A 13,628-nucleotide genomic window follows, 5' to 3' on the forward strand; every position below is an offset into this window, starting at 1 on the left:
GGATGTAGGTGAATCTCTGAAATCGCGTCTCTAGGGGCTTTCGGGTGTCTGCATCTCTCACGGCTGGATGACCTGCAGTTTCAGCTCTGCAGGACCTCCAGGACCCGCGAATTACGTCGAACCCGGGTACCAGGTGCGCGGCCGAGAGGACTCGAACCCCTAACCTTCTGATCCGTAGTCTCGGGCGGGAGGTTTGTGAAGGTCTATGGAGGCTCGTTTCGCCTGGTAAAGGCGTAGGACGAACCTCGGCGGACTATAGCGAACTTCGGTCGATTGCTACAGCGGTTGCTACAGCGATTGCTTCACCGAAACCCCGCGCCCATCAGGAGAATCCCGTCATCTCGACGGTGACTCCCGACGCTTGCTGTGGGGCGCTGAGGGACGCGCAGGCGGCTTCGGAAGCCATGATCGCCTCATGCTGCCGCCCATCCGCTATCGGAGCCTCGCGAGGCTCTACGGCGGCCCTGGCGATCTCTGTTACTCCTTCGCGTCGTCGTCAGTCGCCACGGTCGGCGGCTCGCACGCGCCCGCGCGCAGGGCGGCCCAAAAAGTCCGAAAACGGCCGAGCGCATGCCCGAGTGGATGCCCACTGACTCACGACCGAGTAGCAAGCGGCCGAGGCCCGGTGACTCCAACACCGAACCCCGACCTGTGACCCAGCAACCTGACCAAAACAGGAGCCAGGCCATGAGCCACCACCCTTCCACACCCACCGTCATCGAAGAAGTGAAGACCGTCGACCCGGCTCTGCCGCACGGCCTACGGCGGCTTTTCACCAACCCCTTCCGCCACCGCCGTGAGAGCGCCGTGCCGGTCGCTGAGGTGCCCGTAGCCACTGGCGCAGGCCGACTCGGCGATCGGGTCATCCTCGGCTTCGCGGTGTCCGTCCTGCTGGCCGTCGCCGGCGCGGCGGCCTATGTCTCGTACCACCACTTCTACGGCCTGGCCATCGCCCTCGGGGAGCGGCACGACATGGCCATCCTCTACCCGGCGATGTCCGACGGCGTGATCGTCATGGCGTCGCTGGTGATGGTCTACTGCTCGCGCCGCCAGATCCGTGTGCCGGTGCTGGCATGGGTCGCGCTCGCCCTGGGAGGCGCGGTGACCCTAGCGGCGAACGTGGCGCACGGCTGGTCCGGCGGTCTGGGATCGCGCCTGGTCAGTGCCCTGGCGCCGCTGGCGTTCGCGGGTGCGTACGAGCTGCTGATGTGGATCGTCCGCAACACCCGCCGGCCGGTCGAGGGCCCGGCGGAGGAGCACGTGTGCCAGCCGATCGAGACCCTCGTCGAGGTGGAGCGCGAGGTGCCGGTCCTGCCCACCGACCGGTACGAGGCAGCGCGGCTGGCCTACCTCGACAGCCTCAGCGAGGGCAAGCAGCGCATCGGCCGCCGCCCCCTGATGAACCGGTGGGGGCTGGAGCAGCGCGAGGCCGAGGACATCATCGCCGAGGTGGACAAGGAGCGTGCGCAGGCCGCCGAAGCCAAGGCGACCGAGGCACCCGGCCCCGATGCCGCGCCGCCATCGCTGAGCGGCGTGCAGCCGACCGGCACGAGCCAGGCGGAGGCGGCGTGATGACGAGCTTCCTGATTCCCGCCATGGGCGTGTTCGTGTTCCTGCTGTGCGCCACCCGGGAGGCGGACGCGGACGCCCGAAGTGCCAGGCAGATGTGGGCGGCCATGCGGCGCGCCGGATGGGGGCGCACCGTCTTCACGGCGGTGCGTGTCTTCGTGGTGGTCGTGCTGCTCATCCTGGCCGATCTGTGCCGCTTGGCCGGGCACGCGGTCGCCGGGACACGGGTCGTCGTCGAGGCGCTCGCCGTACACACCGAGATCCTCGGCTCGCTGGTCACACGGACGGAGGTGCGGGCATGACTGCCACGGAGGAGATGCGCGAGGGCATGGTGATCGCTCTCCAGGACGAGGACGTGCACGCCGCCGCCGAGGCCATGCCTGAGAAGGCCGTCCGGGAGGCCCCAGAGGAGAGCGACGGCGTCCTTGAGGGCACTGTGGTGCTCGTCGATCAGGCTCACCGGCCCGAACCAACGGACCTGCTCGCCGAGTTGGCCGCGCGCCGCCAGGAGCGGCAGCCGCTGGTCCCGTTGTGGCTGCGGTCGCGGGCGGACGCCTTGCAGGTGCTCAAGTGGCAGGCCAAGCACACCGGCTACGTGCTGGCCTACCACGCGCTGCGTGCCCCGAAGTACGCCGCCAAGCTCGCGGGGCGTTCCCCGGCCGGCGCCTGGCGGCTGCTGGTGGCGCTGGTGCGGTGGCTGTTCGACCTGGAAGGCCGCCCGGTGCGGCGGGCGGCGGCCACGAAGGAGGAGGCGGCGGAGTACCTGGCCCTGTCGCGGCAGCGTGACGACCGGGTCAAGGCGCGCCTGTGGACACTCCTCGTCGGCGCGATCACAGCGGTCCTGATCGGCATCTTCGCCGCCGTGGCCGCGCCCACCTGGGTTCACTGGGCGATCCTCGGCGTGCTCATCGCCGGGGCCGGGGTGCTCGGAACGCCCGCCGACCAGCCGCTGCTGGACCGGGCGGTCGTCCCCAACCGGGTGCGCAAGCTGACCAGTGACCAGGTGCTGGACGCGCTCGGCTCGCTCGGCATCTCAGCCATCAACCAGGCGCTCGGCAAGAACGGGCGCGGCATCACCTTCCCGGCCCCGATCATGCGCGATGGTCCGGGCTGGCGGGCCGAGGTCGATCTCCCGCTCGGCGTGACCGTGGCGGAGGTGCTGGAGAAACGCGACAAGCTCGCCTCCGGCCTGCGCCGCGCCCTCGGGTGCGTTTGGCCCGAGCCGGTCTCGGAGGAGCACCCCGGCCGGCTGGTGCTGTGGGTGGGCGATCAGGAGATGCGTAAGGCTCGGCAGCCCGCCTGGCCGCTGGCCAAGTCGGGCCAGGTCAGTCTGTTCGAGCCGGTCCCGTACGGCAATGATCAGCGCGGCCGGCCGATCTCGATCCTGCTCATGTTCGCCAACGTGCTCATCGGCTCGATGCCGCGCTACGGCAAGACCTTCGCGCTGCGGGTACTGCTCCTGGCCTGCGCCCTCGACCCGCTGGCCGAGCTGCGGCTGTTCGAGCTCAAGGGCACCGGCGACCTGTCGGCGCTGGAGAAGGTGGCCCACCACTACGCCAAGGGCGCCACCGACTCCGCCAAGGCCGCCTGCGTCGCCTCACTGGCCGAGGTGTACGCCGAGCTGGACCGCCGCGCGGAGGTGATCGACGGTCTGCCCCGCCACCAGGCGCCCGAGTTCAAGGTCACGCCCGAACTGGCGGCCTGGCGCGACCTCGGCTTGCACCCAATGGTGGTCGCGATCGACGAGTGCCAGGAGCTGTTTGCCGACGACGAGTACGGCGAGGAGGCCGCCAAGTACGCCACCGCCATCATCAAGCGCGGCCCCGCCCTCGGCATCATCCTCATCCTGGCCACCCAGCGCCCAGACAAAGACAGCCTGCCCAAGGCCATCTCGGCGAACGCGGGCATCCGGATCTGCCTGCGGGTGATGGGCTGGCAGGAGAACGACATGATCCTCGGCACCGGCATGCACCAGGCCGGCGTCAAGGCCACCATGTTCACCCTCAACGACAAGGGCATCTCCTGGGCCGTCGGCATCGCCGAGGACCCGCTGATCGTCCGCTCCGCCTATCTGGACGGCCCCACCTCCGAGCTGATCGCCGAGCGAGCCCTCCACCTCCGCCAGCAGGCGGGAACGCTGTCCGGGCAGGCGATCGGCCAGGAAGGGCCCCAGAGAGTCTCCTACGACCTGCTGGCCGACATCCTGACCGTCACCACGGCCAAGGAGGACAAGGTCTGGAACAGCACGGTCGTGGACCGGCTGGCCGAGTTCCGGCCGGACGCCTACGGCCAATGGGCACACCTGGAGGACGACGCCAAGACCGCCACACTGACCGCCCGCCTCAAGGAGTACGGGGTCCGCACGGAGGACACCTGGGGTCGCGACGCCGCCGGTAAGGGCCGCAACCGCAAGGGCTTCACCCGGTCCGACATCGCCGACGCGCACGGCAAGCGGAAGATTCAGCCCTAGCACGCCGATCACCTCATCGAATGCCTCTGGAGCCGCTTCCAGGGGCATTCGCATGGGGCCGCTAGAACGCTAGATCCCAGCTCAGAACGAGGCTGCACCGCTAGCCAAGCCGCTAGACCTCGCGGCTCCACCCGCTAGGGACGTCGCCTCGGATAGGCGACAACTACCTGTCCACAGGGGTCTGGACGCGGGCGGCAGGGAAACACAGCAGCGTGAAGTTGGAGGTTCGCGCGCAGCGCGCGGGTCAGTCTCTGGCCCGCTGGCTGGCGCCGCTGACGTTCACTGATTGGTCGGCAGCCCGGGTGACGGCCGAACTCACCCGCGCGGTGGTCGCCTGGGGCGTCGCCCACGGCTGGCGGGTCCGGCGAGAGGTGCCCAGCCTGGCCGAACTTCCCGGCGCCCATCCGGATCGGTCCGGTTATCTGGACGTGGTGTGCGAACGGCTCGACGGCCCGCCGATCGCCATCGAGATCGACCAGAGCGAAAAACCGTGGTCCGCCCGTAAGCTCCTGGTCGAGGCCGACTCCGGCGTGGTCCCTGTGTGGGTGCGCTGGGGAGAGCCGCCGTCCGGGACCGTGCCGGAACCGGTGGCCTTAGTCGTCTTCGTGACCACATGCCGCGCTGTAGGTCCCACCCGACGGCGGCTGTACTCACGCACCGTTGACCAGCATCCGCAGCCAAGCGCACCGCCCGCCCCGGCCACCGAGCAGCCCCCACAGCATGCGCCGACGAGGCCGCGATGCCGAGCCACCACCAAGAAGGGCGAGCCCTGCCCCATCGACGCTCGGCCGTCAGGACTGTGCCATGTCCATGATCCCGCCGTGCAATGCGGTCGCCTGACGAGAAAGGGCAGCGCGTGCACCGTGCCCACTGGCGGTGGCCCGTGCAAGTACCACCAGGACCAGTCTCAGAGCGAACCAGCTCCGCCGCTCCCGCCCTGGCTACCCGATGTGTCCTGACCGCTGATCACTCCGGATATCGGCGGTCCTCTGCATGTGGACGGCGCGGGCAGCCTGAGTGTGATCGTGGGCCGGTCTGCCCGCGCCGTGGCTTCTGGTGCCGTCAGACGGCCTCCGCCGCGACGGGGGAAGGGCTTCGGCTGGAGGCCATCCAGTCGAGCTGCGTGGCCATGCCGGTGACCAAGTCGGTGGTCGGGGCCCAGCCGAGCAGCCGACGCGCTGAGGTCACGTCGGCGCAGGTGACAGAGACATCCCCGCTCCGTGCGCTGGTGGATCGGACGTTGATGGGCTGGCCGGTGAGCTGGTGGGCTCGTTCTACGACGTCGTTGAGACTGATGGTGCGGCCGGCCCCGACGTTGATCACGCTGTTGGGCAGGTAGACGGTGCCTGCCGCGATGGTCGCGTTGATGGCGTCGTGAATGTAGGTGAAGTCGCGGCGCTGCTTGCCGTCCCCGTAGATCTGGAGGGTCAGACCGGTTGAGGCTGCGGTCAGGAGGCGCTGGACGAACATGTCCTCCCTCTGGCGCGGGCCGTAGATGGTGAAGTACCGCAAGGCCACCACGGTGGTGTCGCAGTCCGATCGGGCCGCGTGGGCGAGGCAGAGCTGTTCCTCCGCGAGCTTGGTCACCGCGTACGGGGAGGCGGGGCGCGGGTGATCGGTTTCGACGCTGGGGCGGTCGCCGTCGGGGGCGCCGTAGACGCTGGAGGAGGACGCAACGACGAGGCGCGGGATGCGCAGCCTCGTCACCGCGTGCATGAGCCGCTGGGTGGCCGAGATGTTGGAGGCGACGTAGTCGTCGAAGTCGGCTCCCCATGAGGGTTGGACGCCTGGGACGCCGGCCAGATGGAAGACGACGTCGGCGTCGAGCAGCAGGGGTTCGATGGCACAGGTGCGCAGGTCGCCGGTGGCGAAAACGAAGCCTGGGTGAGTACGGATGTCGGCCAGGTTGTGGGCGGCGCTGAGGTGCTTGCTGGGATCGCGGCGGTCCACACCGATCACGGTCACGCCTCGCGCTAGCAATGCCTGGCACAGGTGGGAGCCGATGAAACCGGCCGCACCGGTGACGACGGCTCGCCGGGGAAGTGACTCGCGGGGTCCATGGGCGGCGGCTGGCGTGGGCATAGGGGTCCTCTGAGGTGGTTGGTGGATGCTGGCGATGAGTGTGCGGCCGTGGGTCAGGAGTTCCGCGTTGTTCGCTTCGTGGCCTCGCACCAGTGCGGTCACCGCCTCCAGGAGGCGGAAGCGCTCCAGGAGCTGCTGTTCGGCGAAATTGAGTGGGCGGCCGTAGCCGTCGAAGAAGGCCGCGCAGAGGTGCGGCGCCCGACGCCAGTAGCGGTGTTCGAGGCGGGCGAAGTCGCGGATGCGGGCGTCGAGGCGGGTGTGCTCGAAGTCGACGACGCCGACCTGCCCCACGTCTCCGACGATCCAATTGCGTGGCTGGTAGTCCAGGTGGCACACCGTGGTCTCGAGCGTCTCTGCGGCCATCTCGTCCGCCCAGGAATACAAGATCTGCAAGTCCGAGGAGGTGATGAGGGCCGCCAGGTGCGCGCGGGCGGCCCACCAGCGCATGCGCTCAGCGAGGTAGGCAGGTACGTCGATCGTGGTGTGCTGGCCGGGCGGGGCTTGATGGAGCAGTCGCAGGACGTGCCCCGCGTGGCGGTGCGTAAGCCGTTCCGCGTCGGAGTCCTCGGGGAGCTGCGTGGCGCGTTGCCCGGGGATGGCGGTCAGTAGCAGCGAGAGGGTTTCGGGGTCGGTATGGATGAGGGACGGGGCGTGTTCCTTCAGGACCGGGACCCAGGTGGAATAGGCGTGGACTTCGGCGTGAAACCGGTCGGGCGTCTGGTGGTGCTTGAGGATGTAGCGCTGCCCGTCCGCCGCGGTGAGGACCTGGAGGTGCGGGGGCAGGTCGAGGCGCGGAAGCGGCGTGACGGGCCCCAGGTGCCGGCAGGCCACGGCCAGCAGGTCGGGGTCGGTGCCGCTCATGAAGTGGCCATCGTGGTCAGGTGGGCGGTGTCGTTGTGGCGTAGCAGCATCCATCGCTCGTCGCCGAACCGGTTGCGGTGGAGTTGCCAGTGGGTGATCGAGGCGTGGTCGATGGTGAAGCCGGTCATCAGGCCGGGGCGGAGGTCGAGCAGGAGGGTGTGCGCGGCGAGCACGGTTTCGCCGTGAGCGGCGAACAGGACGCGATCGCCTTCGTGGTGCCGGATGAGGTCGGCGAGCACCGCGCTGGCCATCTTGAGGTATCCGTTCCAAGTGTCGGAGCCCGGTGCCCAGGGCTGATCGGGGTGGGCGTGCGGGCCGCCGCGGAAGGCGGTCTTGACCTCGTGCCAGGGCTTGCCGTCGGCCTCGCCGTGGACGGGGCCGTCCAGCGGGTTACTGATGAGCAGCGGTAGGTCGAGGGCATCGGCCAGGATGAGACCGCTTTCGCGGAGCCGTCGGCGGGGTCCGGCGTACACGTGGGTGAACGGTTCGGCCTCATGTTGGGCGAGGAGACGGGCAGCGGTCAGGGCCATTTGCTGCCGGCCGAGGTCGGTCAGGCCGGTGCAGGTGCGGGGGCCGCCGACGACGCCGTCCACGTTGCAGTGCGCCTCGCCGTGGCGGGTGAGGATGAGTTCAGTGGAGATCACGTCAGGTCCTCCGGTCGGGGGCGGACGGTCGGCCACGGATGCCGGTAACCGCCCTTGCCGAGGTAGGGCAAGGTGAGCAGGTGATGCAGCTCGGCGTGGTCGAGTAACTGGCCAATGGGGATTGCGGGTAGATCGGCGTCGAGGAGCGGCTTGTTGTAGCGGGCCAGGGCCGTCGTGAAGGTCCCGGGCGGGAGCGGACCATAGGTCATGGCCAGAGTGACCAGCAGCTTGGCCAGGTCATAGCCGAACGGCGCCAAGGTGAGGTCGTCGAAATCCACCATGACGGGCCCGTCGGCGGTGATGAGGACGTTGCGCGGGTTGGTGTCCTTGTAAAAGGCGACCGGAATGGCCGGGTTGGCGGCGAGGAGCGATTGGGCGGCGGCGACCTGGTGGGCGTTGAAGAACCCGGCGTCGCCGTGCCTTCGCAGCGCTGCGATGCGTGGCGAGATGAAGTCGGGCAGCTCGCGGCCACCGGCCAAGGGGTGTGCAGTGGTGAGGAGCGCACGATGGAGATCGCTCTTCCACGCGGCGGCGTGGGCACGGCCGAGGACGGTGGCCACGGCTGGGGCGTCGGTGGAGCGGGCGTGGCGGCCTTCGACCGAGGTGAAGTCGATGCCGTTCGCGCGAACGGCCACGATGCCGGGAAGCCGCAGCGGGCCGCCGTGTTCGCTGAGCCATGCGTGGTGGGCGATGGTCTGTTCGAGGGCTTCCCGGGTGGCGTACGGCTTGCTGAAAGTCATGGCGCGTCACCTCGCCTGGCGACCACGTACGTGATGGTGGAGGTAGCCGCGACCGGGCCGTCGATCACCCGGGAGCGGAGTGCCGTGGCGATCGCATCCGGGTCGGTGGCCATGACGGGCGGCAGCTCGTACTTGGGCGTGGTGGCGAGGTAGGCGGCGACGTGGTCCAGCCCAGCGAAGGCGAATCGATGTTCCTCGTGTTCCACGTGCACGATCGGAAGGATCGGCGCTGTGAGAGCCACCAAGTTGCCGCTGTGCGCGGTCCCGTACAGGCTCGGCCGTCGGGTCGCACCGACGTCTATGCCTGCGGTGGCGACCAGGTGATCGAGGGCCTGGTAGCTGTCGGCCGATTTGGTGACCAAGACGGCGATGCCGCCCTCGACGAGAACACGGGCGATCTCGGCGATGACAGGGCGCGGGTCGGGGGAGTGGTAGAGGCAGAACGCGGCCACCACCACCGCGCAGGTAGCGTCTCCGAGGGGCAGGCGGTGGAAGTCGGCACGGATGTAGGTGACTTTGGTCGAATAGTCCGCGACCCGGGCACGCGCCGCAGCAAGCATCGCCTGCGAGGTGTCGATGGCCAACAGACGACGCGGCCGAAGGCGCTCGGCCAGAGTCCGGCTACTAGTGCCGCGGCCACAGCCCAGGTCCGCAACGATCGCCTGCCAAGGCTCGGCCAGATGATCCGCGGCCAGGTCGGCGATGACCTCGGCGACCGCCCGTCCCTGGATCTTCGCCTGGTGCAAGGCCGAGGTACGAGCCGCCAGGCGTGACTCCTCCTCGTACAGGCCCGATACGGTGTCCGGGTGCGTGAAGATGTTTCCGGGCGACGTCATGAGCGCCACCCGTCCACGCCGTTACGGCAGGTCAGCGGCCGGCGGCCACCTGCTCCAACCAGCGGCGCGTCTTGGCGCGGCTGGTCAGGAACACCACCTGCTTGCCCGCGGCGAGTTCGTGGATCTTCGCCAACACCTTGGGCCGCATGCGCCGCCGGTAGGTGGCCACGTAGGTGATCACGCCCCAGTGGATGCGGTTGTAGACGCCGGAGGTGTGCTGGCCGGCGCCGTGCCGGAGCTGGCGGGAAAAGATGCCCCACAGGGCGGCCCAGGTGGGCACGTCCATCATCACCACGGTGTCGCACGCTTCCAGCCGGACGTGCAGCGAGGAGTTGTAGTTGCCGTCGATCACCCAGCGCGATGCCGTGATCAGCTCCCGCTGGGCCGCCTCGAACTTCTCCGGCGGCAGCGGGTTCCATTCGTCGTCGTAGTAGACCGAGTCGAGGTGTGTGACCGGTGCGTTGAGCAGACGGCCGAGTTCGCGGGCCACGTGGGATTTGCCGCTTCCGCCGGACCCGACGATGGCCACCCGGTTCATCTGCATGGTGCTCCACGATAGTAGAAACGGGGCTGGTCAAAGCGGTAACGGTGTGATGCGGGGCCGCGTTCATCGGCGCCTCCAGGCGGTGTGAGGGCGTAGGACGTCGAAGGCGGCCAAGATGGTCTCCACCGTCCGGAGTTGATGGCTGAGTCGGAACATGTCCAGCTTGGCCAGACACGCTGAGATCAGCTCGGCGTGGGCGGCGGTGCCGCCGATGGACAGCAGCCGCTGCACTGCGGCGAGCACCTCACGCCCGTCGTTGACGATCAGCTCCTCCGGCACGAACCGGCGGATGCAGGCGATGTCGGACGGCGCCAGGGGCAGGCACCCGGCCAGGACCGCCTCGAAGATGCGCTGCGTCACTTGGCCCGCGGCCGCGTACCGCTCCGGGAGCAGCAGGACCGTCGCCAGGCTCTCGCCGTACATCCGGCCCACTTCGTTGAAGGGGACCCTCCCGAGGAAGGTCACCTTGGGCCAGCGGCCGATGGTGGGCCACTTACCGGCCACCTGGTGGGGTAGGCGGGCGGCGGCCGGGGCGAAGTAGTGGTCGAACGCCTGGTCGCGGTCGTACTGGTTGCCGATGTAGGTCAACGGAAGGGGACGCGACTGTGCGGCGAGCACCGGCGGGTCGGCCTCGTCCAGGAGGACGTCGTCCAGAGGGAACAGCAGCGGGCGAGACCCGACGGAGGGAAGCAGTGCGGCCTCGCAGACCACCACGCCGTGGCGGCGGCGTAGGGGGTGTTCCAGCGGGAGCTTCCGGTCCTTGTCCCAGATGATCGTGGGCGTGCTGCGAGCGTACGTGTAGTGGTCGAGCAGTTCGCCTTGGCGATGGAGATCGCAGGTGTGCCCAGGGGCGTCGCAGGCGGTCGTGTTGCGGCCGGGAATGGGCCAGCGCCATTCGGCGAAGAGAACGTCGATCTCAGGCAGGTCGGCATCGAACGCGTACCGGTCGGCGATGTGGTCGCCGGCCTCGGCCAGGTCACGGTTTCGTTGGAGGAAGACCACCTCGTGGCCGGCGGCGCGGATGGCGTCGATGAAGGGACGTCGATGGCTGCGCCCGCCGTCCGGAGTGTCGGTGATGCCGGGTCCCAGGAAACCCCAGAAGCTGTAGCCGATCCTCATCTGGTGATCCACCTGCCTTCCAGGAGCAGGGCGTCCAGGCCGGTGCCCGCCAGGCACTTGAGCGCCATGACTGGTGTGCCGCAGATGGGCTTGCCCTTGACGTTGAGCGAGGTGTTGATCAGGACGGGGATGCCGGTCCGGCCGGCGAAGGCGGTCAGTACGGCGTGCATGAAGGGGTTGCCGTCCTTTGTGATGGTCTGGACGCGTGTGGTGCCGTTGGCGTGTACGACTGCGGGAATCCGCTGACGGGCCAGCTCGGTCACGCCCGACGCCATCGACATGAACGGCGACTCCTGGCCGAGGGTGAAGTAGTCGGCGGCGTGCTCGGTCGTGACCATGGGCGCGAACGGGCGGAAGGGCTCGCGGAACTTCACGGTGTCGTTCAGCCGCGCGACCACGTCCGGGATCAGCGGAGAGGCAAGGATCGACCGGTTCCCGAGCGCGCGAGGCCCGGCCTCTACCCGGCCCCGGAACAGGCCGACGATCTGACCGTCAGCCAGCCGCTCCGCCAGGAACGCGGCGACGTCGCCGTCGATCTGGTGCTCCGTGAGCCCTGTGACCTCTGGCATCTGGCCGGGAAAGGCGGGGCCGAGGTAGGACGTGCCCGCGACGCCGGCCAGAGGGCTTGTCCCGCTCTCCAGGTGGACGGCGGCGGCTGCGCCGATCGCCGTACCCGCGTCGCCCGGAGCGGGAGGCACGAACACCTCCGCGAAGAGACCCGACTCCACGATCTTGCCGACGGACACGCAGTTGGTGGCGACTCCACCGCCGAGGCACAACCGCTTCATCCCGGTACGTGTCCTGGCCAGGCCAGCCAGATGCAGCATCACCTGCTCGGTCCGCTCCTGGAGCGCGGCGGCCAGGTCCCGATGGACTTGGCCGATCGGGGCGTCCCCGGCGCGGCGTGAACAGGTCTCGGCAGCGAAGCGGGGTGTCAGCCGGGTGAAGGACGACGACAGCACCCGGGGCGCGAAGTAGGCCGGGTGCAGGGAGAAACCAGTCGGCGTGATGGGGATGGCGTCGGCGAAGAGGTCTCGGAAGCGGGCCGGATCGCCCAGCGCGGCCAGCGCCATCACGGTGCCCTCCTCGTCGCCCCGGCGCCAGCCCAGGTGCTCGGTGACGGCGCCGTAGGCGTAGCCGAGCGAGGCCGGGTCGGTCAGCTCGTAGAGGGAGCGCAAGGCCGGTTGGCCGGGCTGGAGCTGACGTCCGAGCGCGATGGTGGTGGTCTGGGCCTCACCGAGGCTGTCCACGACCAGGACGGCCGCGCTCTCCCAACCCGAGGCGGCGAAGGCGTACATCTGGTGGGTTCGGTGGTGGAGGAGCGGGTGGATGCGAGCACGGGGGAAGCGGCGCCTCAACCCGTGGACGCGGCGAAGAGTGCGAAATCCCACCTTGGTGAAGCTGGCCGCGCGCCTTCCCGCGAATTCACGAGTGGCAGGGTCCAGAGCCAGGCCAAGGGCAGTGGGAACCACCTTCAAGTAGTGGAGGCCGTGGAAGTTGTACGCGACAGCGTTCACCTCCTCAGAGCTGATGCCCGCCTCGGACAGCAGCCAGGCGACCGCCCGCTCGGGGTAGGCACGGGTGTGCTTGACCCCGGACAGGCGTTCCTCCTCGACGAATCCGATCAGCTCACCATCGACGAGCAGGGCTGCGGCCGAGTCGTGCGTGAAGGAGCACAAACCGAGGACGATATGGGGAGGCATCGAGATCACCGGCTCCTCAGAATGGCGTACCAGGCGCACAGAGCCTCACCGAGGAGGCCGCCGACGCCCTCGGCGCTGCGTACGGCGGCGTCGCGGTGGCCGCGTTTCCACTGCTGGTAGCTGGCCAGCACGGCGGCCATGATGTCCCAGCCGGGATGATCGACCATCCGGCCGGACCGGACATCGGCCAGCAGGGCGTCGAACCCCTCCCACGGCGTCTCCAAGGAGGGCAGCTTGCCAGGCGAGGAGACTGCCTCATCCAGGACGGCGACCGCCTTGTCCAGGTCGCGCTCGTACACGTGGAGCGAGTCCACGTGGTGGTGGTACTCTCCCAGCTCGACACCCAGCCAGCCGGCCATCAGCTCGTGCAGGGTGGTGGCCGCGAAGATGTCGTAGGGCAGGCCGGTCCACAGGTCCTGGCTGCGCATGGTGGTCGCCATGTGCAGGCGACCGCGACGGAGGTGGAAACGGTAGCCCAGTGTGCAGGGCACGTCCCGATGCCCGCCGGCGTCACGGGCCGGGTCGTAGAGCTGGATGACGGCCCGTCTCGAATCCGGGTCACCCCGGAGGGTGGACAACGCCAGGGCGAGCTGATCGACCGAGCCGTCCCAGCAGCGCATGCGCGGCCCGTAGGCGCCTCGCAGGATGCCGTCGTCCTCGGCGTACTGCCGGAGCTGACCGTTGAACTCATAGATCCATGGCGCGTCGGACCCCGACAGGATCCAGACGGTCTCGGCGACTGCGAACGCGGTGTTCAGCACGCGCCCAGGCGGAGCGTGCAGTAGCCGCGAGCGAGGCTCTTCAAGCAGCAGGCGCACGTCCAGCAGCTCGCGGGTGTCCATGCCGCGGGGGCTGACCTTGTCGCCGTCGATGGTCAGCCGCACCGCGCTGGCGAACAGCTCGTTGAGCGTGCCGCCGGTAATGGTGGTCACTGGTGTCACCTTCCTGGCCTGCTTCAGCGAGCAGGCGTCGGGCGATCGTTCTGTCCTCGGATGACGCCGTCTGCTCGGAACCGGACTCCGGTGCCGGACAGGCACAGAACCATCACAGCCTGGTGGGA

General features: G+C 69.0%; 12 protein-coding genes. 4 read left to right on the plus strand and 8 right to left on the minus strand.

Annotated elements, in window-relative coordinates; all coding sequences use genetic code 11:
- Positions 1–687: 687 nt before the first annotated feature.
- The 4 genes from KME79_RS36545 (at position 688) to KME79_RS36560 (ending at position 4,998) form a co-directional block, all read left to right on the plus strand.
- Positions 688–1,572: a DUF2637 domain-containing protein gene (locus KME79_RS36545; RefSeq protein ID WP_219549931.1), complete on the plus strand. Its 885-nt coding sequence runs from the start codon at positions 688–690 to the stop codon at positions 1,570–1,572.
- Positions 1,572–1,871, plus strand: coding sequence for a hypothetical protein (locus KME79_RS36550; protein ID WP_219549933.1), 300 nt, complete (start codon positions 1,572–1,574; stop codon positions 1,869–1,871). Before KME79_RS36545 ends, KME79_RS36550 begins: the two co-directional genes overlap by 1 nt.
- Positions 1,868–4,039: an FtsK/SpoIIIE domain-containing protein gene (locus KME79_RS36555; protein WP_219549935.1), complete on the plus strand. Its 2,172-nt coding sequence runs from the start codon at positions 1,868–1,870 to the stop codon at positions 4,037–4,039. The genes KME79_RS36550 and KME79_RS36555 overlap by 4 nt, the downstream gene beginning before the upstream one ends.
- Positions 4,040–4,251: 212 nt before the next feature.
- Positions 4,252–4,998, plus strand: a complete 747-nt coding sequence (locus KME79_RS36560) for a hypothetical protein (RefSeq protein ID WP_219549937.1) — start codon at positions 4,252–4,254, stop codon at positions 4,996–4,998.
- 103 nt (positions 4,999–5,101) lie between these two features.
- On the opposite strand, the gene KME79_RS36565 is transcribed toward KME79_RS36560, so the two are convergent.
- The 8 genes from KME79_RS36565 to KME79_RS36600 all read right to left on the minus strand — a co-directional run bounded on the left by KME79_RS36565 (position 5,102) and on the right by KME79_RS36600 (position 13,500).
- Positions 5,102–6,982: an NAD-dependent epimerase/dehydratase family protein gene (locus tag KME79_RS36565; RefSeq protein ID WP_219549939.1), complete on the minus strand. Its 1,881-nt coding sequence runs from the start codon at positions 6,980–6,982 to the stop codon at positions 5,102–5,104.
- Positions 6,979–7,626: a histidine phosphatase family protein gene (locus tag KME79_RS36570; protein ID WP_219549941.1), complete on the minus strand. Its 648-nt coding sequence runs from the start codon at positions 7,624–7,626 to the stop codon at positions 6,979–6,981. The genes KME79_RS36565 and KME79_RS36570 overlap by 4 nt, the downstream gene beginning before the upstream one ends.
- Entirely contained in the window at positions 7,623–8,366 is a 744-nt protein-coding gene (locus KME79_RS36575) for an aminoglycoside phosphotransferase family protein (protein WP_219549943.1), read from the minus strand. Before KME79_RS36575 ends, KME79_RS36570 begins: the two co-directional genes overlap by 4 nt.
- Complete coding sequence (locus KME79_RS36580; RefSeq protein ID WP_219549945.1) at positions 8,363–9,202, minus strand: class I SAM-dependent methyltransferase; 840 nt, start codon at positions 9,200–9,202, stop codon at positions 8,363–8,365. The genes KME79_RS36575 and KME79_RS36580 overlap by 4 nt, the downstream gene beginning before the upstream one ends.
- A gap of 31 nt (positions 9,203–9,233) precedes the next feature.
- Positions 9,234–9,746 (minus strand): P-loop NTPase family protein, encoded by a 513-nt coding sequence (locus KME79_RS36585; protein WP_219549947.1) that lies wholly within the window; start codon positions 9,744–9,746, stop codon positions 9,234–9,236.
- 63 nt (positions 9,747–9,809) lie between these two features.
- Complete coding sequence (locus KME79_RS36590) at positions 9,810–10,865, minus strand: glycosyltransferase family protein (RefSeq protein ID WP_219549949.1); 1,056 nt, start codon at positions 10,863–10,865, stop codon at positions 9,810–9,812.
- A complete protein-coding gene (locus KME79_RS36595; protein WP_246641033.1) occupies positions 10,862–12,544 on the minus strand; it encodes a carbamoyltransferase family protein in 1,683 nt (560 codons plus the stop codon). Before KME79_RS36595 ends, KME79_RS36590 begins: the two co-directional genes overlap by 4 nt.
- 29 nt (positions 12,545–12,573) lie before the next feature.
- Positions 12,574–13,500 carry a thymidylate synthase gene (locus tag KME79_RS36600; protein ID WP_308249183.1) on the minus strand — a complete coding sequence of 309 codons (927 nt, stop codon included), beginning with the start codon at positions 13,498–13,500 and terminating at the stop codon, positions 12,574–12,576.
- Between the last annotated feature and the right edge of the window lie 128 nt (positions 13,501–13,628).

This window comes from Nonomuraea harbinensis, assembly GCF_019396385.1.
Classification (GTDB): domain Bacteria; phylum Actinomycetota; class Actinomycetes; order Streptosporangiales; family Streptosporangiaceae; genus Nonomuraea; species Nonomuraea ferruginea.